Origin of the sequence: Promicromonospora sp. NPDC050249, assembly GCF_040656015.1 — a bacterium.
Lineage (GTDB): Bacteria > Actinomycetota > Actinomycetes > Actinomycetales > Cellulomonadaceae > Promicromonospora.
Map to the genome: position 1 here is coordinate 211,720 of NZ_JBFAKY010000001.1, position 24,051 is coordinate 235,770.

A 24,051-nucleotide genomic window follows, 5' to 3' on the forward strand; every position below is an offset into this window, starting at 1 on the left:
GCGTCCTCGCGAGACAACAAAAGCCGCCGACCAGGTCAGATACCCGGTCGACGGCCTCGGTCGAGCCGTCTCAGCCGCTCTTGCGGCGGAACATCTTCTGCACAGGGCCGGTCGTCTCCGAGCCGTGCACCGCACCAGTGTTCACATCGCCCGCGGAGGTCCGGCTCCGAGCCGCGTTCTTGCGGTCCAGAGCTTCCTTGAACTTCGCCTTCGCGTCCGTGCTCGGCGCTGTCGCGACCTTGGGCTCTTCAGCGCCCTTGGTCTCGGCCACCTCGGCATTGGGCTTCTCGTCCGTCACACCGATCACCTCCTCTTGTTCCGGGGGTCCCTCGATCGGGTCCGTCGTCGGCCCCAGCCTGCACCACGGCACACCCAGGTGCCAACATTTTTGGATTCCACCCAGGCCGACGCGGCCGACGACCGCGCGACGGGCCGCGCGGACTCCCTACGCCTGAGCGGCCGCCCGCTCGGCGCGCTCCGCACGGAGCGAGGTGATCGCGCTCTCGAAGTCCTCGAGCGAGTCGAACGCCTGGTAGACGCTCGCGAACCGGAGGTAGGCCACCTCGTCGAGCTCACGGAGCGGACCGAGGATGGCAAGGCCCACCTCGTACGCGTCGATCTCCGCGCTGCCGTTGCTCCGCAGGGTCTCCTCGACGCGCTGAGCGAGGATCGCCAGGTCGTCGTCGCTCACCGGGCGCCCCTGGCACGCCTTGCGTACACCCGCGGCGACCTTGTCGCGGCTGAACGGCTCTGTGGCGCCGGAGCGCTTGACCACGGACAGGCTCGCGGTCTCCACGGTGGTGAACCGTCGGTTGCAGTTCGGGCACTGCCGTCGGCGCCGGATCGACAGGCCGTCGTCGGCAGTCCGCGAGTCCACCACACGCGAGTCGGCGTGGCGACAGAACGGGCAGTGCATGCTCACTCCTGCGTGGTCGACCATCGACCGGAGGCCTCCGGTCGCGCCCCGACCGTAAGCGGGCAAACCACCCCCTTGCAACATAGCCGCAACATTCGTCCGCGAATCGAGGCCTTCGGTCACTCCTTGGGTAGGAGCAACAGCTCCCCGACGCGCAGGGTGCCGGTCGACATCTCGTTCAGCTCCTGCAGCCTGCCGACCGCGTGCCGGACGTCCTCGCCAGGCCTCGCGACCTCCTGGGCGAAGCCCCAGAGCGTCTCTCCCGGCTGCACCGCATGCACCCGGACCTCTGTGGGCTCCCCCGGGGAGCTGGCGACCGCCGTCGCCCCCCACGTGACCATCGGTGCGAGCAGGAGCATGGCCAGGAGCACGAGGACCACCCGGCCGCGCCGCGTGAGCCGCAGGCCGGCCAGGCCCAGCCGGTCGGCGAGCGTGCGCCCCTCCGCCGGGGTGTACGCACGGACCGCAGCTGGTCCGGCCGCCGGTGCATACGCCCGGCCATACGACGGCACATACGCCTGTTCATACGTCGGGGTGTACTGCCGCAGCGGGATCACGTCCCCCATGGCCCCTCCTCGAAGAGTGACTGAGCTTCTGTCGTTCATACAAGCGTTCGTCGAACGCCCGTACCATTGTGTAGCACGGGACACCGTCCATGTCGAGACACGCTCGAACATTCGTTTGAGCCGAGCGCGTTTGTGACCTAGAGTGGGTACCGCACAGGAGAACATTTGTCGGAACGGGAGGGGCACGGGCATGACGGGACGGGACGGGACCAGCGACACGAGAGCCGTCGACACGGCAGCCTCCGGCGTCGCCACGCTGGACACGCCAGCCGACAAGGCGGTCGCTGACGTGCACACGATCTCGCCGACAGACCGCCTCACCGAACGGCAGCGCCTCGTGCTGGACACGATCCGGCAGTCGTTCGAGACGCGGGGCTACCCGCCGTCGATGCGTGAGATCGGCGAGGCCGTCGGGCTGGCCAGTCCGTCGAGCGTCAAGCACCAGCTCCAGATGCTCGAGAAGAAGGGCTTCCTGCGTCGCGACCCCAACCGGCCGCGCGCCATGGAGCTCGTGGAGCCGATGGCCGAGCAGGTCGACAAGCCGACGCGCGGCGAGATCCACTGGCCCGAGCCGCGCCGTAGCGGCCAGGTCCACTGGGGCGGCTCGGTGCCCGACGACGCCAGCACTCCCCCGCCGTCATACGTGCCGCTCGTGGGCCGTATCGCTGCCGGTGGCCCCATCCTTGCCGAGCAGGTCGTCGAGGACGTGTTCCCCCTCCCCCGCCAGCTGGTGGGCGACGGCGAGCTGTTCCTCCTCAAGGTCGCCGGCGACTCGATGGTCGACGCAGCGATCTGCGACGGGGACTGGGTGGTCGTGCGGCAGCAGAACGTCGCGGAGCAGGGCGAGATCGTCGCCGCCATGATCGACGGCGAGGCGACGGTCAAGACGTTCAAGCAGACCGACGGTCACGTCTTCCTGCTGCCGCAGAACCCGGCCTACGAGCCCATCCCGGGTGACGAGGCCCAGATCCTGGGCCGCGTGGTCGCCGTACTGCGCAGCCTCTGACGAGACCGCGAAGTAGAGCGCCTGTCCGCCCTGCGCAACGCTTGGCGTGCGTAGGGCGGACAGGCGCTCTACTTCGCGGTGTCGTCAGAAGCCGAATCGCCTCTGCACGGCCCGCACGCTCTCCGCTGAGGCACGAAGGCCGGCCAGCTCGTCGTAGGACATCGGCACCAGCACGTTGTCCGTGACACCCCGCCGGTCCACGAGCGACGGCACGGACAAGCACACGTCGCTGATGCCGTGGTAGTCCTCCAGCAGCGACGACACCGGCATGATCCGGCCCTCGTCGTTGAGCACCGCCTCGATGATGCGGGTAGCAGCCAGGCCGACGGCGTAGTTGGTCGCCCCCTTGCCGGAGATGATCCGGTACGCCGAGTCGACCACCTCGTGGTGCACCTCCGTACGCACCGCCGCGTCGAGCGGCGGGTTGCCGCCCAGCGGCTCCCAGTCGAGCAGCGGCACGCCGCCGATCGACGCCGAGCTCCACAGCGCGATCTCCGAGTCGCCGTGCTCTCCGGCGATGTACGCGTGCACGTTCCCCACCGCCACGCCACAGCGTTCCGCGAGCACCACACGCAGCCGGGAGGAGTCAAGGACCGTGCCGCTGCCGAACATCCGCTCCCGCGGCAGGCCGGAAATCTTGAGCGCCGCGTAGGTCACGACGTCGACCGGGTTGGTCACCAAGACGTACGTGGCGTCCGGCGCGACCTCGACGAGGCCGGGCAGGATGTCGCGCATCAGCCCGATGGTCCCCTCGGCGAGGTCGATCCGGGTCTGCCCGGGCTTCTGCTTCGCCCCCGCGGTCACGACGACGACGTCGGCGTCCGCGCACACTGCGACGTCGTCGGAGCCGATCACCTGCGCCTGGGGCGTGAACATGAGGCCGTGCTGGAGGTCGAGCACCTCCGCCTCGACCTTCGCCCGGTTCACGTCATGCAGGGCGATGGTCCGCGCCGCGCCCCGCGCGAGTGCGGCGAAGGCCAGCGTCGAGCCCACCGCGCCCGCACCCACCACGGCGAGCTTGGTGGTGCGAGCGCCGGAGGACCGTGCGGCCGGGGTGTCCGAGAGGGCTGCCATGCCCCCCAGGCTAGGTGTCGAGCCTCGCCAGCGCGGCACGGACCAGCGCAGAGTCGGTGGTCGGCCAGAACCCGGGCATCGAACGGGTCAGGAACGACGCGTAGCGCGCGGTCGCGAGTCGCGGGTCCAGGACTGCCACCACTCCCCTGTCGTCCATGCTCCGCACGAGGCGCCCGGCACCCTGCGCGAGCAGCAGCGCCGCGTGCTGCGCGGACACCGCCATGAACCCGTTGCCGCCCGCCTGCTCCACGGCCTTGGCGCGTGCCGCCTTGACCGGGTCGTCGGGGCGTGGGAACGGGATGCGGTCGATCAGCACGAGCTGGCACGACGGGCCCGGTACGTCCACGCCCTGCCACAGGGACAGCGTGCCGAACAGGCATGCCTCCGGATCCTCGGCGAACTCGCGCACGAGGGTGGGCAGCTGGTCGTCGCCCTGCGCCAGGATCGGGAAGTCCAGCCGCTCCCGCATGGCCTCCGCCGCGGCGTTCGCGGCACGGCGCGAGGAGAAGAGCCCGAGCGTGCGGCCTCCGGCGGCGGTGATCAGCTCGGCGATCTCGTCGAGCTGCGCCTCCGTCGTCGGCTCCCGGCCGGGTGCCGGGAGGTGCCGGGCGATGTACAGGATGCCCTGGCGCGGGTAGTCGAACGGGCTGCCTGCGTCGAGGCCGTGCCACGGCGGGGCGTCCTCGCCCTTGAGGCCGAGCGTGCCGGCCACAGCGTCGAACGTGCCGCCCAGCGCCAGCGTGGCCGACGTGAAGACGCCCGTCGCCTCGCCCAGCAGGTGCATCCGGATCAGGCCGGCCACGTGCAGCGGCGCCGCGTGCAGCCGCGTCACGTTGTCGGCGAACCCGCCCCAGTTGTTGTCCGGGCGCGAGCACCACAGCACGTCGGCGGTCGTGTCCTGGGAGGCCATACGCTCGGCGGTCTCGAACAGCTGAAGCATGGCGCCCTGGGCCATCTTCAGGCCGGGTTCGGGCTGGCCGGGGGCCTGTCCCTTGCCACCGCCCGCCTCCGGCTTCAGCGTGCTCAGCACCTCACGGGCGGCGTCGCGCACCGCGCCGACCGCCATGCGCAGCTCGTCGGGCAGGCCGCTCGGGAACCGTTCGGCGGGCGCGGTCACCAGCAGCGTCCCGAGCGCCTGGGCAGCGGCGTCCAGGGTGTCGGTGTTGGTGCCCGCATGCCGCCGTGCCAGGCGTGCGGCGTTCTCCACCGAGGCCATGGACAGGTCGACGGTCGCCGAGGACGTGACCCGGTCCGTGAGCTCGTGCGCCTCGTCCACCACCACGACGTCGTGCTCCGGCAGGATGCCCGGGCTGCCCGTGGCCGCGATGCCGAGCATCGCGTGGTTGGTCACCACCACGTCGGCCTCCCGGGAGGCGGCCCGTGCCTTGTCGGGAAAGCATTCGGCGAGCATCGGGCACTTGCCGCCCAGACACTCCATGGCGGTGACCGAGACCTGGCGCCACGCCCGGTCCGGCACGCCCGGCACGAGGTCGTCGCGGTCGCCCGACTCCGTCTCGTTCGCCCACTCGTGCAGGCGGCGGACGTGGTCGGCGAGCGTGGCGCCGTCGTCCCTGCGCCGTCCGCGAGCGCCGCCGGACGCCGCCGGCTCCTCGGTGCGCGGGTGGTCCTCGCCGCCGGGCAGGTCGAACAGGGTGGGCTCGTCGGCGGGGTACCCGCCCCCGACCTTGTGCACGCAGAGGTAGTTGTGCCAGCCCTTGAGCAGGGCGATGCGCGGCTCGCGCGGGAGCTGCGGCGTCACGGCCTTGGCCACGAGCGGCAGGTCGCGCGTGATGACCTGGCGCTGGAGGGCCAGCGTCGCCGTCGAGATGATGACCTTGCTGTCGGCGGCGACCGCGTGTCGGACCGCAGGAACCAGGTAGCCGAGCGACTTTCCGGTGCCGGTACCCGCCTGGACGAGCAGGTGCTCACCCTTCTCGATGGCCTCGCCGACGGCCACGGCCATGCGGTGCTGGCCGTCCCTGCGCCCACCGCCGAGCTCACCGACAGCGAGGTCGAGAAGCTCCTCGACATCGGGGATGTCGGTAGTTGCGGGAGGGGCGTCGGGAAGGCTGGTCACACGTTCGATCCTAGGCCGGACCACCGACATGCACCCCATCTCGTCCACAGGTGCCGGCGGGCGGCCGAGGGGTTATCCCTTGACCGCGCCGCCCAGTCCGGCGCCGCTGAGGAACAGGCGCTGGAAGGCGAGGAAGAGGGCGATCGGCAGCACCGTGGAGATCGCGAGCGCCGCGAGGAACACGTCGAGCTCGAGGTACGGGGCGATGGCGGGCAGCCGGACGGAGAGCGGCTGGTGGGCCGGGTCCGGGAGGACCAGGAGCGGCCAGAGGTAGTCCTTCCAGGCGGCGATGACGGCGAACACCGAGACGACGCCGAGGATGGGCTTCGACATCGGCAGCACGATGCTCCACAGCAGCCGGAAGGGTCCGGCGCCGTCGACGCGGGCGGCCTCGAAGATCTCGCGCGGGAGACCGTCGAAGAACCGCTTGACGAGCAGCACGTTGAACGCGCTGGCGCCCATGGGCAGCCAGACCGCCCAGAACGTGTTGAGCAGGCTGATGTGGACTATCGGCACGTCGAGGATGGTCAGGTACAGCGGTACGAGGAGCACGACGGACGGCACGAAGAGCGTCGCGAGCACGAGCCCGAAGATGACGTTGCCGTACCGAGGTCGCAGCACCGACAGCACGTAGCCGCCGGTGGTGGCGACCAGGATCTGGAAGAACCAGGCTCCCAGCGCCACGATGAGCGTGTTGACGAAGTAGTGGTCGATCTCGGCCCGGTTCCACGCCGTGGTGAGGTTGGCCCAGTCGATCCCGGTGGGGAACAGCCCGAGCGGCTCGCGCAGCGTCTCCTGCGTCGGGGTGACGGCGGCCTTCGCGAGCCAGAGGATCGGCCCGAGCCCGACGACGACCAGGGTGACCAGCAGGCCGCCCTGCAGCACGCCGAGGGAGGTCCGGACGCTCGGCCGGCGCCGGTCGTGCGACGAGACGATGCCGCGTTCGATGGTGGCTGCCATGTCAGCTGCTCCAGGGTCGGGTCACGCGGAAGTACACCGCGGAGAGGACGGCCAGGACGCCCGCGAGCATCAGGCTCAGGGCGGTCGCGGCCCCGTAGTTGCCGCCGAGGCTGCTCCCGAACGCGTAGTCGTAGATCAGCATCAGGATGGTGAGGGTCGCGTTGTTGGGCCCGCCCCCGGTGAAGAGGAACGGCTCGAGGAACACCTGTGAGGTGCCGATGATCTGCAGGATCAGCGTGATGAAGAGGACGCCGCGCAGCTGCGGCAGGGTCACGTGCCAGATCTTGCGCCAGACGCCCGCGCCGTCGACCTCCGCGGCCTCGTAGAGCTCGGTCCGCACCCCGACGAGCGCGGCGAGGTAGATGATGACCGTCCCGCCCGCCGCGGCCCAGGTCGCTTCGAGGACCAGGGACGGCATGGCGCTGCCGGCGTCCTGGAGCCAGGGGTACGGGCCGAGCCCTACCCAGCCCGCGATGGTGTTGAACACGCCGGTGTCCGAGGCGTCGTAGAAGAACTTCCACAGCAGCACCGCCACGACGGGCGGCACGACGACGGGCAGATACGCCAGCGCGGAGAAGAGGCCCCGCATCCGCCGCACCTCGCTCATCAGCACCGCGGCGGCCAGCGGCAGCGGGTAGCCGAAGACGAGCGCGAGCAGGGCGAACCACAGCGTGTTCTGGACGGCCTTGCCCAGCAGCGGGTCCTGCAGCACGAACACGAAGTTGTCGAGCCCCACGAACACGGGAGCGGTGACGAGGTTCGTCTCCTGGACGCTCATGACGAGCGCGCGGCCGATCGGGAACCAGGAGAAGACGCCGAACACGAGGATCATCGGCAAGGCGATGATCAGGGTGCTCAGACCGCCTTCGCGCAGCCAGTCCTTGGGCGTGCGCCGCCGGGTGCGGCGGGGGCTGGGACGTGACGGCGGTGGTGGGGCCGGAGCCGCGGCTCGCAGCGGGCTGGAGATGGTCGTCATCGTGGATCCTTCGCTTCGGTGGCCGGGCCGGCCCGCGTCGACGAGCCGGCCCGACCAACGGGAGGTCAGCTGCGGTCGAGCAGGGTCTGGACCTGGGTCTGCGCGTCGGCGAGCAGAGCGTCGATGTCCGCGTTCTCGTCGGTCAGCACCGCCTGGACCACCGGGTCGAGCGCCGCGTACACGTCCTGGGTCGCGACGGCGGGCTCTGGAACGACCGGCTGGTCGAACATCTGCTCCGTCATCGGTGCGAAGTTCTCCAGCGGGACGTTGACGAGGTCCTTGATCCAGCTCTGCTGCTCCTCGTACGTCTCCCGGTCGAAGATCGGCAGGGCCGGGGCGCCGACGGGCTGGTCGGTCTCGGCGAGGACCTCGGCGTCGGCCACGGCGGCCTCCTGGTCGGTCAGCTTGGAGATGTAGTAGAAGTCGATCCACTTCACGGCGGCCGCCTGCTCGGCCTCGGACGCCGCGGAGCTCACCGCGGCGAGCGTGCCGCCGCCGAGCGTGCCGGCGTCGTCGCCCTCCAGGGGCAGCACCGTGACGCCGTACTCGTCCGGGTTCATCTGGTTCTGGGTGAACAGGTTGGGGTAGTTCGCCCCGCCCGAGATGTACATGCCGATCTTCCCGGCGGCGAAGTCCTGGTTGATGGTGCCCCAGTCGTACAGGAAGCTGGAGCCCATCGAGTCGTCCTCCCAGCGCATCTCCTGCAGCATCTCGAGGGCCTGGACCGTGGCGTCGTTGTCGACGGTGGCGGTCGTCTCCTCGCCCTCACCCTCGACGATGCGGCCGCCGAGCGCGTACGTCTCGGTGGTGAGGATCCAGCCGCCCGTGTTGCTCTGGGTCATGTGGGCGTAGCCGGCCTGGCCGGTCTTGTCGGCGATGGCCTTGGCGGCCTCGCGCACCTCGTCCCACGTCGCCGGCGGGTCGTCCGGGTCGAGCCCGGCCTCCTCGAAGAGCGCGCGGTTGTAGTGCAGGCCCTGGTTGTAGGCGGCGATCGGGATGGCCCACATGCCGCCTTCGGCATCCTGTCCCGCCGCCGCGATGGTGGGGTTGAACTGGTCCGCGTACGGCAGCTCGGCCACCAGGTCGCTGACGTCGGCGATCTGCCCGCGCTCGATCAGGGCGCGGCCGTCGGTGAACGGGATGGGGAAGACGTCGGGCAGCGTGCCGCCAGCGAGCTCGGCGGCGAAGGTGGTGCCGGACCAGGTGAATTCCTTCGTCTCCACCTGGATGTCCGGGTTGGCCTCCTCGAACTGCGCGATGCGCTCGTCGAACGCGTCGATCGCCTCCTGCTCGAGACCGGCGTCGATGGAGACCTCGATGGTCACCGGGCCCGTGGGCTCCGCGGCCGGCTCCTCGGACGCGCCGCAGGCCGTGAGGGTTCCCGCGACGGACAGAACGCCCACCAGGGCGATCGCCGCGCGCTTCTGTGCTGACTTCATTGTCACTCCTTGGTCGTGTGCCGCTGGGGCGGCATCTCTGGGGGAAGACGAGTAGGGAAGAAGGGATCAGGACGGCAGGTCGAGCCAGACGGCTGTGTCCGGCCCGATCTCGCCGTCGACGGGGCCGCTCGCCAGGAGCACCGTGGCCCCGGTGGGCAGCGGGACGGGAGCCGTCCCGAGATTGACGACGCACGCGAAGCGGGCGCCGCGGGTGAAGGCGACGACGTCGTCGCCCTGGCTGTCGCCGTCGAGGCCGAGCCACGTGAGCTCCTCGGCGTGCAGCGCCGGGAGGTCGCGCCGCAGGTGCAGCGCACGGCGGTAGAGGCTCAGCATCGAGTCGGGGTCGCCGTCCTGCGCCTCCACGGAGCGGTCGCGCCAGCCGGTGGGCTGGGGCAGCCAGGGCGCCCGGCCGCCGTCCGGCCCGAAGCCGAGGCTCGTGCCGGTCCGGCTCCACGGGAGCGGGACACGGCAGCCGTCCCTGCCGGGGTCGACGCCGTCGGACCGGAAGTGCATGGGGTCCTGGATGAGCTCTCTCGGAACCTCTGCCTCGGGCAGGCCGAGCTCGTCGCCCTGGTAGACGTACAGGGCGCCGGGCAGCGCCGCGACCAGCAGCGCGGCGGCGCGCGCCCGTCGCGTGCCGAGCTCCAGGTCGGACGGCGTGCCGAACCGCTTGGCGGCGAAGTCGAAGGACGAGTCCTCCCGCCCGTACCGGGTGACGGGCCGCGTGACGTCGTGGTTCGACAGCACCCAGGTGGCCGGTGCGCCCACTGGCGCGTGTGCCTCCAGCGTCATCCGGATCGACTCACGCAGCTCCTTCGCGTCCCAGGGGCGGGCCATGAAGTCGAAGTTGAACGCGGTGTGCATCTCGTCGGGGCGCAGGTACTGGGCGAACCGCTCGTGGTCGGCGAGCCATACCTCGCCCACGAGCACGCGCGGCTCGGCGTACGAGTCGGCGACGCGCCGCCAGCCGCGGTAGATGTCGTGGATCTCGTCGCGGTCCAGGTGGGGGTGCTCCCCCGGCCCCGGCGTCTCAGGGACCTCCGGCAGCCCGGGGTCCTTGACGATGAGCGCCGCCGAGTCGATCCGGATGCCGGCCGCGCCCCGGTCGAACCAGAACCGCAGGACGTCCTCGTGCTCCTGCCGGACGTCCGGGTGGTTCCAGTTCAGGTCCGGCTGCTCGGGGGTGAACAGGTGCAGGTACCACTGGCCGGGCGTGCCGTCCGGGTTGGTCGTGCGGGTCCAGGTCTGACCCTGGAAGCTCGAGACCCACCCGGTCGGGATCTGCGCCCCGTCGCTGCCCCCGCCGTCGTGGAACCAGAACCGCTCGCGCTCCGGCGAGCCGGGGCCCGCGGCGAGCGCCGCGCGGAACCACTCGTGCTCCGCGGAGATGTGGTTGGGGACCACGTCGACGATGGTCCGGATACCGAGCTCACGGGCCTCGGCGATCAGCGCCTCGGCGTCGTCCAGGGTGCCGAACGCCGGGTCGATCCGGCGATAGTCCCGTACGTCATAGCCGCCGTCCGCCAGGGGCGAGGCGTACCAGGGCGTGTACCAGATGGCGTCAACGCCCAGGTCCCGCAGGTAGCCCAGCCGCGAGCGGACGCCGGCGAGGTCACCGGTCCCGTCGCCGTTCCCGTCCGCGAAGCTGCGGGGGTAGATCTGGTAGATCACCGCGCTGCGCCACCACTCGGGCCCGGCGGATTGCGGGTCTGCTGCAGGCTCGGACGTCGTCGTCATGCAGTGAACCGTAAGTCACGTGACAACGACTACGCAAGAACTCGACAGTAACCTTATCGATTCGTGACAACCTTCATCGCAGCGGTGGACGCGCGGACCACGAGCTCCGGCTCGAACAGCAGCTCGTCGCGCGGCACGTCGCCGCCGTCGATGAGCGCGGCGAGCAGGTCGACGGCGGCGCGCCCCATCGGCTCGATCGGCTGGCGGACGGTGGTGAGGGCCGGGTCGGTCGAGTTCATCAGCGCCGAGTCGTCGAACCCGACCACCGAGACGTCCGCCGGGCACGACAGCCCGACGCGGCGCACCGCACGGATCGCGCCGAGGGCGAGCGGGTCGCTGGCGCAGACGATCGCGGTGGCGCCCCGTTCGATCAGCCGGTTCGCCGCGGCCTGGCCGCTCTCGAGCGAGTACTGCGAGTGCACCACCAGGCTGTCGTCCAGGTCGAGGTCGTTCCGCTTCGCGAACCGGCGTGCGGCGGCGAGCTTGCGTTCCGACGGGACGTGGTCGGCCGGGCCCAGCAGCAGGCCGATCCGCTGGTGCCCGAGCGATGCGACGTGCCCCATCGCCTGCTCGATCGCCACGAGGTCGTCGGTCGCGACCCGCGGGAAGCCGAGGTCCTCGATCGACGCGTTCATGAGCACCACGGGCAGCCCGAGGTCCTCCAGCCGCCGGTAGTGGGAGTGGTCGGCCTCGCGCTCGGCGTAGAAGCCGCCCGCGAAGATCACGCCGGAGACCTGCTGCTGCAGCAGGAGGTCGATGTACTCGGCCTCGGTGACGCCGCCGGCCGTGCGGGTGCAGAGCACCGGCGTGTACCCCTGCTGGGCTAGCGCGCCGCCGATCACCTCCGCGAACGCGGGAAAGATCGGGTTCACCAGCTCCGGCAGCACCAGCCCGACGAGCTTGCCGCGGCTGCCCCGCAGCTTGGTCGGCCGCTCGTAGCCCAGCACGTCCAGCGCCGTCAGCACCGCGTCCCGGGTGCTCTGGGACACGCCCGGCTTTCCGTTGAGCACACGGCTGACCGTCGCCTCGCTCACGCCGACCTTCTTCGCCACATCCGCTAACCGTCTCGACATGACGTCGATCCTAGTCGCGGATAACGCAAACCGCTTGCAGGGATTGCATACCCCTGCAAGCGGCTTGCGTACACGGCGTCGGACGCCGGCGGTGGATCAGGAGGTGACGGCGACCTGCCGCAGCTCGATGGCGAGCTGCTCGTCCACCCGTCCACGCAGGTGGGTCCCCGCGGCGACGTGCTCGGTCAGGTCGATGTCACCGTGCTCGTGCACGCGGTGCACCAGGTCGCCCCGCTCGTACGGGACCACGAGGTCGATGGCGACGCCCGGGCGCGGCAGCTCGGCGGCGATCCGGGCGCGCAGCTCGGCGATGCCCTCGCCGGAGTGCGCCGAGACGACGGCGGTGTGCCGCTCGCGCCGCTGGATCCGGCCGACGACCGTCGGGTCGGCGATGTCGGCCTTGTTCAGCACCACGATCTCGTGCACCTTGTCGAAGGCCGGGATCTCGGAGAGCACCTCACGCACCGCGGTGATCTGCCCCTCGGGGTCCGGGTGGGACGCGTCGACCACGTGCAGCAGGATGTCGGCGTCGCCGACCTCCTCCAGCGTGGACCGGAACGCCTCGACGAGCTGGGTCGGCAGCCGCCGCACGAACCCGACGGTGTCCGTGAACGTGTAGATGCGGCCGTCCTCGGTCTTGGTACGCCGCACGGTCGGGTCCAGGGTCGCGAACAGCGCGTTCTCGACGAGCACCCCCGCACCGGTCAGCGCGTTCAGCAGCGAGGACTTGCCCGCGTTCGTGTAGCCGGCGATGGCGACCGCGGGGATCGCGTTGCGCTTGCGGCTCAGCCGCTTGGTCTCCCGGGCGGGCTTCATCGCGACGATCTCACGCCGCAGCTTGGCCATCCGGTCACGGATGCGCCGCCGGTCCAGCTCGATCTTGGTCTCACCGGGACCACGTGAGCCCATGCCGGCACCCGCGCCGCCCACCTGGCCACCGGCCTGGCGGGACATCGAGTCACCCCAGCCGCGCAGGCGCGGCAGCAGGTACTCGAGCTGGGCGAGCTCGACCTGGGCCTTGCCCTCACGGGACTTCGCGTGCTGCGCGAAGATGTCCAGGATCAGGGCGGTGCGGTCGATGACCTTGACCTTCACAACGTCCTCCAGCGAACGACGCTGGGACGGGGCGAGCTCGCTGTCGACGATCACGGTGTCGGCACCGGTCGCCAGGACCACCTGGGCCAGCTCCAGGGCCTTGCCGGAGCCGAGATACGTGCCCGGGTCGGGCTTCTGCCGGCGCTGGAGCATGCCGTCCAGCACCTGGGAGCCGGCCGTCTCGGCCAGCGCGGCGAGCTCGCGGAGCGAGATCTCTGCGTCGCGGGCCGCGTGCTCGCCACCCGTGAAGAGGCCGACGAGCACGACCTTCTCCAGGCGCAGCTGCCGGTACTCGACCTCGGTGACGTCCTCGAGCTCGGTCGACAGACCGGCCACGCGGCGCAGCGCGGTCCGCTCCTCGAGCTCCAGCTGGTCGCCGTCGGCCACGGTGTGCACCGTGGCGCCGTCGGCACGTGCGGTCCCCGCCCGAGCGAGAACCCGTGCCACGACATCGTTCGCGATCGCCTGGGCATCAGGCTGGACCTCGCGGAGTTCGGGCGTCTCCTCTGCGGGGAGCTCGGGCTCTGTCGGGGTGTGGGTCATGTACTACCTATCTCTCGATTGTTCTTCCGTCTGTACAACAAGGATCCCACGGCCGAAAGTCCCGCGGCTATGTCTTTCCCGACGGGATGACCAGGGGCCCGGCGTCAGAAGTCCAGCCGCATCACCCGGCGCCGCTTCGTCGGCCGGCTGACCTCCGCCAGGCCCGCCGCCGCGAACGGTCCCGGTGTACCGACGTTGACCTCGCCCCATGCGATCTCCTGGCCGGGGTTCGACACGATCGGGTAGCCCTCGATAGCCCGGGCGCCCCGGTCCCGCGCGTGCTCGACGGCGGCAGCGGCCAGCTCGTACATCAGGCCCTGCTTGCGGTAGCCGACGCGGACGGCGAAGCACGTGACCGTCCACACGCCGTCGTCGTCCTTGTCCTCGTGCCGGCCCGCCCACGGGACCTGGCTGCCGCGGTACCGGACGAACTCGGTGCGGGGCGCGACCGCCACCCAGCCGGCGGGCTCGCCGTCGTCGTACGCGACCAGGGCGCCGGTCGTCGGCGCGTCCGGGCCCGCGTCGAGCTGCTCGCGCAGGTGGTGGCCGCGCTCCTCGACCGAGAGGTACCACCAGGCCCGGTCGCCGAGCCGGATGCGCTGGCACTGGCAGTGGTGGGCGCCGCCCCGCAGACCGAACACGGTCTGCACGTCGTCCCACCGGTCCGGGGTGGCCGGCACGATCTCCATGCCGGAAGGCTGGCACCGGTCACGCCGGGCGGCAAGCGCCTAGGATTACGCGGTGCCCACCGACCACTACTTCACCGCGCAGCCCGCCTCGGACGACGAGCGCCGCACCCGGACCATCCACCTCGCCGGTCGTGAGCTGGAGGTCGAGGTGGCACCGGGGGTCTTCTCGCCCGGCGGGGTCGACAAGGGCACGGCGGTGCTGCTGGGCGAGGTTCCGGCGGCCCCGCCGTCGGGCAACCTGCTCGACCTGGGGTGCGGCTGGGGTCCCATCACCATCTCCCTCGCGCTGGAGGCGCCGCACGCCACCGTGTGGGCGGTCGACGTCAACGAGCGGGCCCTCGACCTGGTGCGACGCAACGCCGAGCGGCTCGGCCTGACCAACGTCCGTGCGGCGCTGCCCGACGACGTGCCGGCGGACCTCGCGTTCGACACGTGCTGGTCCAACCCGCCGATCCGGGTGGGCAAGCAGGCGTTGCACGACCTGCTGACGCGGTGGCTGCCGCGGCTCGCGGACGGCGCCGAGGCGTGGCTGGTGGTGCAGAAGAACCTGGGGTCGGACTCGCTCGCGCGGTGGATCACCGACACGCTCGGCCTGCAGGTCGAGCGGGAGGCGTCGTCCAAGGGGTTCCGCGTCCTGCGGGTCGCGGGCTGACCTGGCGGCCGCCTGTCGACCAACGGGTTACCGGGCGACGTGGCCCGAGTAGACCAGCTCAGCGGGGCCCGCGAGCTCGACGTTGCCGCTCGGCAGGACACGCACCCGCACCTCGCCGCCCGGCACCTCGACGATCCACGTGTCGGGGGCGCCGTCGCCGGACGACCCGGCCTGCCAGGTCCGCACCGCGAGCGCCGCGGCGCACGCGCCGGTGCCGCACGACGGCGTCTCGCCGACCCCGCGCTCGTGCACGCGCATGCGGAGGCGTCCGACGACGCCGTCCGGCCCCTCCTCCTCGCCGAGCGGCACCACGAGCTCGACGTTGGTGCCGTGCGGGGGCGGGGGCGCGACCTCGGGGGCGTGGAAGAGCTCGAGCGAGTCGAGCTCGTCGAGGCTCGCGAGGGCGACGACGGTGTGCGGGTTGCCGAGGTCGACGCTCAGGGCGGGGCGCGGTGCGGTCCAGCCGTGGACGGCGACCGCCGCGTCGTACCCCTCGGCCGCGGCGGACTCGCCGCCGGGCAGGAACCAGGGGCCCATGTCAACGGCGTACCAGCCGCCGGGCTCCTTGGTGACGCGCTTGACGCCGGCGCGGGTGCCGAGGCTGAGCGGCCCGGTGGACAGGTCGGCGAGCCCCTCCTGCTCGGCGAACGCCGCGAAGACGCGCACGCCGTTGCCGCACATCTCGGCGACGGAGCCGTCCGCGTTGCGGTAGTCCATGAACCACTCGGCGGTGGGGTCCTGCGCCAGTACCTCCTGGGCGGCCTCCTCACCGGCGCGGGCGAGCGCGGCGGTCGGGGCGAGCCGGATCACGCCGTCGCCGCCGATGCCGGAGCGACGGTCGGCGAGCCTGCGCACGTCGGCGGGCCCGAGGTCGAGCGTGCCCTCGGGGTCCGCGATCAGCACGAAGTCGTTCTGCGTGCCGTGCCCCTTGGTGAAGGCAAGGGTGCCGGGCGTCGGGGCGGAGGGCACAGGGCTGGTCGCGGGCTGCGTCATGAGCCCAGGCTACGGCGCACGGGTTCGGATCCGGCAACCGGCAGGGTCCCGGCGTCGGCAGCGGCGACGATCGCGAGCGCCTCGTCGAGCAGGTGCGGCGAGGCGACGTCGAGCCAGTGGACGCGCGGATCGCGGCCGAACCAGCCCATCTGCTTGCGGGCGAGCCGGCGGGTGTTCGCGGTGATCGCCTCCCTGGCCTCCGCCTCCGTGAGCTCGCCGCGCCACCAGGCGAGCACCTCGGCGTACCCGACGGCGCGCGCGGCGGTCACACCCAGGCCTGAGCCGGTGCCGCCCTGCTCGGGGCTCGCCAGGGCGCGCACCTCGTCCACGAGGCCCGTGTCCCACATGCGGTCCACGCGCGACGCGACACGGGCGTCGAGCACCTCGCGGGAGCAGTCGAGCCCGATCTGCACGGCGGGCCGTACGTACTCCTGCCGGGGCAGGTTGGCCGTGTACGGGCGGCCGGTGATCTCGATGACCTCCAGCGCGCGCACTATCCGGCGGGTGTTGTGCGGGTCGATGCTCTCCGCCGCCCGCGGGTCGAGGCCTGCGAGCTCGGCGTGCAGGGCGCGGCGGCCCTCGGCCTCGGCGCGCGCCTCGAGCCGCGTCCGGACCTCGGGGTCGGTGCCCGGGAAGTCCATCGCGTCGAGCAGGGCCCGTACGTACAGCCCGGATCCGCCGACGACGACGGCCCGCGCACCTCGCCCGGCGATCGCGTCCAGGTCGGCGCGTCCCGACTCCTGGTAGCGCGCGACGGAGGCGTCCTCTGCGGGGTCCAGCACGTCGAGCTGGTGGTGCGCGATCCCGCGCCGTTCGGCCGGCGGCACCTTGGCGGTCCCGACGTCCATGCCGCGGTAGAGCTGGAACGCGTCGGCGTTGACGATCTCGGCGGGGCCCAGTGCCTGGGCCAGGTCGAGCGCGAGGTCCGACTTTCCGGTGGCGGTGGGACCCACGATCGCTACGACTATCACGCGGTTACCTTACGGGCCGACGCCGACACCGGCCCGCACGCCAGTCCCCGCGCCGGCCCCTCACGCCGGCCCCTCACACCAGGGTGGTCACGCGATAGGACGTCGGCAGGTGGCCGTGCGACTGCTCGAACACCTGGACCTCGGCGTGCCAGGCGTCGGCTCCGGCAGCACGCAGCGCCGCCCGGATCCCGTCGGTGAGCGCCTCGGGACCGTCGTCCAGCCCGCCGGGCACTCCCCCGCCCGCGACGACCAGGCCGGTCGCGCCGCGCAGCAGGTCGGCAACGCCGTCGTCGAGCGACATGCCATCGGCCGGCACCTCCAGCGTCTCGACGTCGGCGGCCCGGTCGCCCAGCACGTCCGCGAGCGCCAGCAGTGCGACGGACGCGCCGGTGCCCGCGGGGGCGCCGTCCGCCCAGGACGCGGCTGTCGAAAGGTCGGGCAACCAGCGGTCGCCGATCCCGGCTCCCGCGAGCGACGGGCGCATCCGTCCGTGGCGGAGCGCGGGTCCGTGGGCAAGGACCAGTGGCAGCCGACCGCCTGCGACGAGCTCCGCGAGGGCGGCCCGGACCGCGCCGCGTACCGCCCTGAGGGGGTCCGCCCTCAGGCCGGGGGCGAGCCCCGGGACGAGCAACGGGGTCGCAGGCAGGATCACGGCACGCACGATCCACGAAACTACACGGTCCGCGCCGTTCCGGCGGCGCACAAGGCCTCTGGACGATTCCACCCCATTTCCCACGTGTCCGACGCAGCGAGAGAAGGGGTTCGGCGGGTACTGTGGGCGGGTGAGGTTCTTCGGGTCACGACGCCGTAACACGGCGGGCGAAGGCGACCGTGCGGCCACCAGCCCGCAACAGCCCGAGCCCAGGGAACTCGACGACGACGAGCTCCGCGCCCAGGTCGAAGGGGTGCTGCTCCGGGAGCTGACGGGCGGTCTCGACGATCCCTCCTCGATCCCTGAGCCCCTGACGCGCGACCGTGTCGTCGAGTGGCTGGGTGAGAACGGGTTCAGCTACTTCGTGGACTCGGAGGGTGACGTCGGCGGGCTCTGGCACGGCTGGCTGTTCTACTTCCTGATGGTCGGCGAGAGCTCCGAGGTGCTCCAGGTGCGCGGGCAGTGGCACCGGGACCTGACCATCGAACGGCTCGAGGAGATCCTCGAGCTCTGCAACGAGTGGAACGCCGAGCGCATCTGGCCCAAGACGTACGTCCGGGTCCGGGACAACGGTGCGGTGCTCGTCTACACCGAGGTCACCGTCGACCTGGAGCACGGCGTCACCGAGGACCAGCTGGACCAGCTCCTGCAGTGCGGCCTGACCACCGGCTCCATGTTCTTCGAGCATCTCGACGAGACGTTCCCCGATCCGCTGAGGTCCGCACCATGAGCCCGCCCATCGGCGGGGGCGGCCGCGGCGCCGGCCGCTGGCTCGCACGGCTGCTGAACCCGCGCCCGCCGGCCGCGCGGCGGTCCTCCGGTGCGCAGGTCCGGACGATCACCAACACCCAGGTCGAGAAGCCCCGGCCGTTGAGCACGCAGCGTGTCGGTGACGACCTCTCGCGGCGCGGTTACCGGTTCCGCATCGACGACGACGGCGACGTCACGGGCACCTGGGACGGCAACCGGTTCTGGTTCCTGCTGCTCGGTGAGCACGACGAGATCCTGCAGGTGCGGGGCCGCTGGGCGGGCACGCTGCCCGCCGGGGCGCGCCTTGCCGTGCTGCAGGCGGCCAACGACTGGAACCGCGAGCGCATCTGGCCGAAGGTCTACACGCGCGAGGAGTCCTCGGGGCTCGCCCTGTACGCCGAGGTGTCGGTGGACTTCGAGCACGGCGCGACCGAGGACCAGCTCGCCCAGACCGTGTCGTGCGGCCTGGTCACGGCCAGCCAGTTCTTCTCGACGGTGGCCTCGCTGGCCCCGCCGTCGGACGAGAAGCCGCCGTCGGACGAGGGCTAGCGCCCGGCCAGGTCCTGCGTCAGCGACGCAGGACCGGCAGGCCCAGCGAGACCGGGCCGGACGCCGCGGGCCTGCCGTGCGAGTGCTCGTCCTCTCCCCCGCCGAGCCGTGCCTTCTCCCGCGCGGCCCAGGCGTCGCCCGAGCGGGTACGCCGCACCGGGAGACCGTCGGTGAGCGGCGAGTCCGCCAGCAGGTGGTGCGGGGCGGCCTTCGTGACGGTCACGGTCACCATGTCGCCGGGGCGCGGCAGCCCCTCGGGGACGACGTCGGCAAGGCGCGGGTCGTCCAGGCTCGCCGGTGCCTGTGTGAGGTCGGTGTCGGCGAGGTAGGCGCCCGGCCTGGCCAGCGCGTCGTGCTGGGGCAGGGCGAAGTGCACCAGGCGGTTGTCCTCGGCACGGCCCGACAGGCGGTGCCGCTCGCCGCTCTTGCGGCCGGAGTCCTCGGCGACGAGCACCTCGAGCGTGCGACCGACCTGCTTCGCGGCCTCCTCGGCGCCGACGCGCTCCTGCAGGGCGAGCAGGCGCTCGAACCGCTCCTGCACGACCTCCTTGGGCAGCTGGCCGTCCATGGTCGCGGCCGGCGTGCCGGGACGCGGCGAGTACTGGAAGCTGAACGCCGAGCTGAACCGCGAGGCCTCGACGACGCGCAGCGTCTCGGCGAAGTCCTCCTCGGTCTCGCCGGGGAAGCCCACGATGATGTCGGTGGTGATCGAGGCGTCAGGCATCACGGCGCGGACACGGTCGAGGATGCCGAGGAACTTCTCCGAACGGTAGGAGCGACGCATCGCGCGCAGGATCCGGTCCGAGCCGGACTGCAGCGGCATGTGCAGCTGGGGCATCACGTTGGGCGTCTCGGCCATGGCGGCGATGACGTCGTCCGTGAACGCGGCGGGGTGCGGGGACGTGAACCGGACCCGCTCCAGGCCCTCGATCCGCCCGCAGGCGCGCAGGAGCTTGGCGAACGCGCCGCGGTCGCCGAACTCGACGCCGTAGCTGTTCACGTTCTGGCCGAGCAGGGTCACCTCGATGGCGCCCGCCGCGACGAGCGCCTCGACCTCGGCCAGGATCTCCCCCGGTCGACGGTCGCGCTCCTTGCCGCGCAGGTGCGGCACTATGCAGAACGTGCACGTGTTGTTGCAGCCCACCGAGATGCTCACCCAGCCGGCGTACACGGACTCGCGCTTGGTCGGCAGCGTGGACGGGAAGACCTGCAGCGACTCCGCGATCTCGACCTGCGCGGCCTCGTTGTGCCGGGCGCGCTCCAGCAGCACCGGCAGGGCGTCGAGGTTGTGGGTGCCGAAGACGACGTCGACCCACGGCGCCTTCGCCACGATGTCACCGCGGTCCTTCTGGGCCAGGCAGCCGCCGACGGCGATCTGCATGCCTGGACGCGTCGCCTTGATGCCGGCGAGCTGGCCGAGGTTCCCGTACAGCTTGTTGGCGGCGTTCTCCCGCACGGCACACGTGTTGATCACCACGACGTCGGCGGAGCTCGCCGCTTCGTCCTCGCTGGAGGCCCGCGTGTAGCCCGCTTCCTCGAGCATCCCGGCCATGTGCTCGGAGTCGTGCACGTTCATCTGGCAGCCCAGCGTGCGCACCATGTAGGTGCGCTGCTCCGGAGCCTCGTCGTGGACGGCTGGATCGGTCCAGCGGTCGGTCGGGGCGGCGTCGGGCAGGGCTGGGGTGAGGGCGGTCGTGGACATCCCGTCGATTTTACGACCCCTGTCGAGTCGCTCCGAACAGGGGTCTTTCAACCTCATAGCGGGCATCTGTTACCGAAACGTTGTGCCCCGATGACCCGTCGACTTGGTCCTTGAAACATCGGATCGTTAGGTTCAAGGGATGGACCAGAGCACCCCGACCACCGGCCAACCGGCGGCCGACGAGACCGTGGACGCTCCGACGTCGGACCGCGTCCTCGGGGCGCCACTCGTAGAGCTGACGCACGTCAACAAGCACTTCGGTGCGCTGCACGTCTTGCAAGACATCGACCTCACCGTCCGCAAGGGCGAGGTGCTGGTCGTGATCGGCCCGTCCGGGTCCGGCAAGTCGACGCTGTGCCGAGCGATCAACCGCCTCGAGACCATCGACGACGGCACCATCTCCGTCGACGGCACGAACCTGCCCGAGGAGGGCAAGGCCCTCGCGCAGCTGCGGGCCGAGGTCGGCATGGTCTTCCAGTCGTTCAACCTGTTCGCGCACAAGACCGTGCTGGACAACGTGACGCTCGGACCGCGCAAGGTGCGCGGCCTGTCGAAGAAGGACGCCGAGGCAGAGGCCATGACCCTGTTGGAGCGGGTGGGCGTGGGCAACCAGGCCCGCAAGATGCCCGCGCAGCTCTCCGGCGGGCAGCAGCAGCGCGTGGCCATCGCCCGGGCCCTGGCGATGAAGCCGAAGGTCATGCTGTTCGACGAGCCGACCTCCGCGCTCGACCCCGAGATGGTCAACGAGGTCCTCGACGTCATGGTGTCGCTCGCCCAGGAGGGCATGACCATGATCGTCGTCACGCACGAGATGGGCTTCGCCCGCAAGGCGGCGCACCGCGTGGTTTTCATGGCGGACGGCCAGATCGTCGAGGAGGCTCCCCCCGAGGAGTTCTTCACGGCGCCCAAGAGCGAGCGTGCCCGCGACTTCCTCTCCAAGATCCTCACCCACTGACTTACCCACCGAACTTCATCGACTGATCCCAGCCACGGGTTCCGTACCGGATCCCGCACTTACCGAAGGGGAATCATGCGCAAGCACACCATGGGGCTGCTGGCAATGGCGGCAGCGACCACTCTTACTCTCTCCGCCTGCAGCGGCGCCGACGTCGGCGGCGAGCCGGGCGGCGAGGACACCGCGAACGGTGGCGGTGGCGACACCATCCGCATCGGCATCAAGTACGACCAGCCGGGCCTGGGCCTCCAGGAGGGCGAGGAGTTCACGGGCTTCGACACCGACGTCGCACGTTACGTCGCGAACGAGCTGGGCTACTCGGAGGATCAGATCGAGTTCGTCGAGACCATCTCGGCCAACCGCGAGACGGCGCTGCAGAACGGCGACGTGGACATGATCTTCGCGACCTACTCGATCAACGACGACCGCAAGGAGCTCATCGACTTCGCCGGACCGTACTTCGTCGCCGGGCAGGACCTGCTGGTCGCCACGGACAACACCGACATCACCGGTCCGGCGGACCTCGAGGGCAAGAACCTCTGCTCGGTCACCGGATCGACGTCGGCCGAGAACATCAAGAACGACTACGCCGAGGGCGTGCAGCTCGTGGAGCGCGGCGGCTATGCCGAGTGCGCGACGGCGCTCGCCTCTGGTGCCGTCGACGCGGTGACCACCGACGACATCATCCTCGCCGGCTTGGCCGCGGCCGAGGAGAACGCCGGCAAGTTCAAGGTCGTCGGCGCGCCCTTCTCCGAGGAGCGGTACGGCGTGGGTCTGCCTGCCGAGAGCACGGAGCGCTGCGAGGAGATCAACACCGCGATCACCAAGATGATCGACGACGGCACGTGGGAAGAGCTCGTCGCCAAGAACACCGAGGGCACCGGCTACACCCCGAACGCGGACCTCAACCCGCCGGAGCCGGACGCCTGCGCGTGACCTGCTGACCGTTTCGTGATCCAGCGTGCTCGACGCCGGGCCGCCCGCTCTCCACGCGGCTGCCGGTCCGGCGTCGGGCACGTCCGGTGTCGTCGCCCCGCGCCGCGACACCCCTGACCAATTCCCTGAAAGGTGACCGTGGACGACTTATTCTCCGGGTTCGCCGAGCTCTTCGCTCAGTACGACGTCCTGGGTGCGTTCTGGGTCAATATCCAGCTCACGTTCTGGGCCGCGCTGCTGTCCCTGGCACTCGGCACCGTGCTCGCACTGATGCGCATCTCCCCGATCGCGTCGCTCCAGTGGGTCGGCACCGCGTACGTGACCATCTTCCGGAACACGCCGCTGACGATCATCCTCACGTTCATGTTCCTGGTGGTGTTCTCGCAGCTGGGGCTCACGCTCTCGGACGACTTCGCGACCACGTTCTTCTGGTTCGCGGTGATCGGCCTGTCCGTCTATCACGCGGCGTTCGTCTGCGAGGCCATCCGGTCCGGCGTGAACACGGTGCCGGTGGGCCAGGCGGAGGCCGCGCGCGCGATCGGGCTCTCGTTCCTGCCCGCAGCACGCATGGTCATCCTTCCGCAGGCCTTCCGCGGAGCCATCGCACCGCTCGGCAACACCCTCATCGCACTGCTCAAGAACTCGACCGTCGCCGCCGCCGCGTCGGTCGCCACCGAGACGTCGTCACTGATGAGGACCATGATCGAGTTCAGGCCGGACCTCATGGTCGCGATCTTCCTGGTGTTCGCCATCGGTTACGTGATCCTGGTGATCCCGATCGGTGTGGGCACTACCTGGCTCTCCGAACGACTGGCGGTGAAGCGATGAGCGCGTCCGTCCTGTTCGACGCACAAGGGCCCCGCGCCCGGACCGTGTCCCTGGTCGGCAACATCGTGGCAGCCGTCGCGGTGGTCGCCGGGATCGGCTGGGTCATCTCGGTCCTTGCCGCCAAGGGGCAGCTCGAGGCCTCGCTGTGGCAGAACGCCGTCTCCGCCGAGGCCTGGCAGTCCTACTATCTGCCGGGCCTGCAGAACACGCTTCGCTCCGCGCTGTTCGCCACGGTGGGCGCGGTCGCGTTCGGCATCGTCTTCGGCATCGGACGGTTGTCGCGCAACCGTCCGATCCGGTGGCTCTCCGGCGTGGTCGTGGAGTTCTTCCGCGCGGTGCCGGTGCTGCTGATGATGATCTTCTTCTACATGTACTTCTCGGCGCAGGCGCAGTGGATCGTCGACCGGCCGTTCACGGCAGTGGTGGTCGCCCTCGTCCTGTACAACGGCTCGGTCATCGCGGAGCTGGTCAGGGCCGGCGTCGGAAACCTTCCCAAGGGGCAGGGCGAGGCCGGCCTGGCGATCGGCCTCACCCCCGGACAGACGCTCCGCTCGGTCCAGCTTCCGCAGGCTCTCGTCGCCATGCTCCCCGCGATGGTGTCGCAGCTCGTGGTGGTCCTCAAGGACTCGGCGCTCGGCCAGTTCATCCTGTACTCCGAGCTGCTCCGGTCCGCACAGATCCTCTCGTCCAGGGAGCAGAACCCCCTGCAGACGCTGGTCGTCGTGGCGATCGTGTTCATCGTGATCAACTGGCTGCTCACCCTGGTGGCGCACCGACTGGCGAGGCTGCTGTCCAGCCGGACGGCGGGGGCCACGATCGAGGGCACCGGGATCGGCAACCCGACCGCGGTCGGCGGGTTCGTCGGCGGTGGCCCGGGCCCCGGCGCGGGCGCCGGCGGCACCTGACGGTCCG

The 24,051-nt window shown here is 71.1% G+C and carries 24 protein-coding genes; 8 read left to right on the forward strand and 16 right to left on the reverse strand.

Annotated features, from left to right (window positions below):
* Positions 1-70: 70 nt before the first annotated feature.
* From AB0I32_RS00945 to AB0I32_RS00955, 3 genes are all read right to left on the reverse strand, one after another.
* Positions 71-298, reverse strand: coding sequence for a DUF5302 domain-containing protein (locus AB0I32_RS00945; protein ID WP_357501903.1), 228 nt, complete (start codon positions 296-298; stop codon positions 71-73).
* A 147-nt stretch (positions 299-445) separates the two neighbouring features.
* Positions 446-916 carry a transcriptional regulator NrdR gene (nrdR, locus tag AB0I32_RS00950; RefSeq protein ID WP_357446087.1) on the reverse strand — a complete coding sequence of 157 codons (471 nt, stop codon included), beginning with the start codon at positions 914-916 and terminating at the stop codon, positions 446-448.
* 119 nt (positions 917-1,035) lie between these two features.
* Positions 1,036-1,482: a LysM peptidoglycan-binding domain-containing protein gene (locus AB0I32_RS00955; RefSeq protein WP_357501905.1), complete on the reverse strand. Its 447-nt coding sequence runs from the start codon at positions 1,480-1,482 to the stop codon at positions 1,036-1,038.
* 190 nt (positions 1,483-1,672) lie between these two features.
* On the opposite strand from AB0I32_RS00955, the gene lexA reads away from it, so the two are divergent.
* Positions 1,673-2,488: a transcriptional repressor LexA gene (lexA, locus tag AB0I32_RS00960; RefSeq protein WP_357501907.1), complete on the forward strand. Its 816-nt coding sequence runs from the start codon at positions 1,673-1,675 to the stop codon at positions 2,486-2,488.
* Between the two features lie 84 nt (positions 2,489-2,572).
* On the opposite strand, the gene AB0I32_RS00965 is transcribed toward lexA, so the two are convergent.
* The 9 genes from AB0I32_RS00965 to AB0I32_RS01005 form a co-directional block, all read right to left on the reverse strand.
* Positions 2,573-3,562, reverse strand: a complete 990-nt coding sequence (locus tag AB0I32_RS00965; RefSeq protein ID WP_357501909.1) for an L-lactate dehydrogenase — start codon at positions 3,560-3,562, stop codon at positions 2,573-2,575.
* Positions 3,563-3,572: 10 nt separating this feature from the next.
* Positions 3,573-5,678 (reverse strand): ATP-dependent DNA helicase, encoded by a 2,106-nt coding sequence (locus AB0I32_RS00970; RefSeq protein ID WP_357501911.1) that lies wholly within the window; start codon positions 5,676-5,678, stop codon positions 3,573-3,575.
* A gap of 33 nt (positions 5,679-5,711) precedes the next feature.
* On the reverse strand, positions 5,712-6,599 hold the full coding sequence (locus tag AB0I32_RS00975) for a carbohydrate ABC transporter permease (RefSeq protein ID WP_357501913.1): 888 nt from the start codon (positions 6,597-6,599) through the stop codon (positions 5,712-5,714).
* Between the two features lies 1 nt (position 6,600).
* A complete protein-coding gene (locus AB0I32_RS00980; protein ID WP_357501915.1) occupies positions 6,601-7,575 on the reverse strand; it encodes a sugar ABC transporter permease in 975 nt (324 codons plus the stop codon).
* A gap of 65 nt (positions 7,576-7,640) precedes the next feature.
* The gene (locus tag AB0I32_RS00985; protein WP_357501917.1) at positions 7,641-9,014 is read right to left on the reverse strand and encodes a sugar ABC transporter substrate-binding protein; all 1,374 of its coding nucleotides are present in this window, start codon (positions 9,012-9,014) and stop codon (positions 7,641-7,643) included.
* Positions 9,015-9,080: 66 nt separating this feature from the next.
* Positions 9,081-10,751: a glycoside hydrolase family 13 protein gene (locus tag AB0I32_RS00990; RefSeq protein WP_357501919.1), complete on the reverse strand. Its 1,671-nt coding sequence runs from the start codon at positions 10,749-10,751 to the stop codon at positions 9,081-9,083.
* A 53-nt stretch (positions 10,752-10,804) separates the two neighbouring features.
* Positions 10,805-11,824, reverse strand: coding sequence for a LacI family DNA-binding transcriptional regulator (locus AB0I32_RS00995; protein WP_357501921.1), 1,020 nt, complete (start codon positions 11,822-11,824; stop codon positions 10,805-10,807).
* A 96-nt stretch (positions 11,825-11,920) separates the two neighbouring features.
* Positions 11,921-13,462 (reverse strand): GTPase HflX, encoded by a 1,542-nt coding sequence (gene hflX, locus AB0I32_RS01000; RefSeq protein WP_357501923.1) that lies wholly within the window; start codon positions 13,460-13,462, stop codon positions 11,921-11,923.
* Between the two features lie 104 nt (positions 13,463-13,566).
* Entirely contained in the window at positions 13,567-14,151 is a 585-nt protein-coding gene (locus AB0I32_RS01005; protein ID WP_357501925.1) for a GNAT family N-acetyltransferase, read from the reverse strand.
* Between the two features lie 52 nt (positions 14,152-14,203).
* On the opposite strand from AB0I32_RS01005, the gene AB0I32_RS01010 reads away from it, so the two are divergent.
* Positions 14,204-14,803 (forward strand): methyltransferase, encoded by a 600-nt coding sequence (locus tag AB0I32_RS01010; protein ID WP_357501927.1) that lies wholly within the window; start codon positions 14,204-14,206, stop codon positions 14,801-14,803.
* Positions 14,804-14,830: 27 nt separating this feature from the next.
* Here AB0I32_RS01010 and dapF read toward each other — a convergent pair whose 3' ends face one another.
* From dapF to AB0I32_RS01025, 3 genes are all read right to left on the reverse strand, one after another.
* The gene (gene dapF, locus AB0I32_RS01015; protein WP_357501930.1) at positions 14,831-15,796 is read right to left on the reverse strand and encodes a diaminopimelate epimerase; all 966 of its coding nucleotides are present in this window, start codon (positions 15,794-15,796) and stop codon (positions 14,831-14,833) included.
* The gene (miaA, locus tag AB0I32_RS01020; RefSeq protein WP_357501932.1) at positions 15,793-16,767 is read right to left on the reverse strand and encodes a tRNA (adenosine(37)-N6)-dimethylallyltransferase MiaA; all 975 of its coding nucleotides are present in this window, start codon (positions 16,765-16,767) and stop codon (positions 15,793-15,795) included. The genes dapF and miaA overlap by 4 nt, the downstream gene beginning before the upstream one ends.
* A 73-nt stretch (positions 16,768-16,840) precedes the next feature.
* A complete protein-coding gene (locus AB0I32_RS01025; protein WP_357501934.1) occupies positions 16,841-17,419 on the reverse strand; it encodes a hypothetical protein in 579 nt (192 codons plus the stop codon).
* A gap of 130 nt (positions 17,420-17,549) precedes the next feature.
* Between AB0I32_RS01025 and AB0I32_RS01030 the strand changes: the two genes are divergently transcribed.
* Positions 17,550-18,149: a YbjN domain-containing protein gene (locus AB0I32_RS01030; RefSeq protein WP_357501936.1), complete on the forward strand. Its 600-nt coding sequence runs from the start codon at positions 17,550-17,552 to the stop codon at positions 18,147-18,149.
* The gene (locus AB0I32_RS01035; RefSeq protein WP_357501938.1) at positions 18,146-18,718 is read left to right on the forward strand and encodes a YbjN domain-containing protein; all 573 of its coding nucleotides are present in this window, start codon (positions 18,146-18,148) and stop codon (positions 18,716-18,718) included. The genes AB0I32_RS01030 and AB0I32_RS01035 overlap by 4 nt, the downstream gene beginning before the upstream one ends.
* A 19-nt stretch (positions 18,719-18,737) precedes the next feature.
* On the opposite strand, the gene miaB is transcribed toward AB0I32_RS01035, so the two are convergent.
* Positions 18,738-20,420: a tRNA (N6-isopentenyl adenosine(37)-C2)-methylthiotransferase MiaB gene (gene miaB / locus AB0I32_RS01040; RefSeq protein ID WP_357501940.1), complete on the reverse strand. Its 1,683-nt coding sequence runs from the start codon at positions 20,418-20,420 to the stop codon at positions 18,738-18,740.
* Between the two features lie 139 nt (positions 20,421-20,559).
* On the opposite strand from miaB, the gene AB0I32_RS01045 reads away from it, so the two are divergent.
* The 4 genes from AB0I32_RS01045 to AB0I32_RS01060 all read left to right on the forward strand — a co-directional run bounded on the left by AB0I32_RS01045 (position 20,560) and on the right by AB0I32_RS01060 (position 24,044).
* A complete protein-coding gene (locus AB0I32_RS01045) occupies positions 20,560-21,375 on the forward strand; it encodes an amino acid ABC transporter ATP-binding protein (RefSeq protein WP_357501942.1) in 816 nt (271 codons plus the stop codon).
* 75 nt (positions 21,376-21,450) lie between these two features.
* The gene (locus tag AB0I32_RS01050) at positions 21,451-22,311 is read left to right on the forward strand and encodes a glutamate ABC transporter substrate-binding protein (RefSeq protein ID WP_357501944.1); all 861 of its coding nucleotides are present in this window, start codon (positions 21,451-21,453) and stop codon (positions 22,309-22,311) included.
* A 138-nt stretch (positions 22,312-22,449) separates the two neighbouring features.
* Positions 22,450-23,139: an amino acid ABC transporter permease gene (locus AB0I32_RS01055; RefSeq protein ID WP_357501946.1), complete on the forward strand. Its 690-nt coding sequence runs from the start codon at positions 22,450-22,452 to the stop codon at positions 23,137-23,139.
* Positions 23,136-24,044, forward strand: coding sequence for an amino acid ABC transporter permease (locus AB0I32_RS01060; RefSeq protein WP_357501949.1), 909 nt, complete (start codon positions 23,136-23,138; stop codon positions 24,042-24,044). Before AB0I32_RS01055 ends, AB0I32_RS01060 begins: the two co-directional genes overlap by 4 nt.
* Positions 24,045-24,051: the final 7 nt, after the last annotated feature.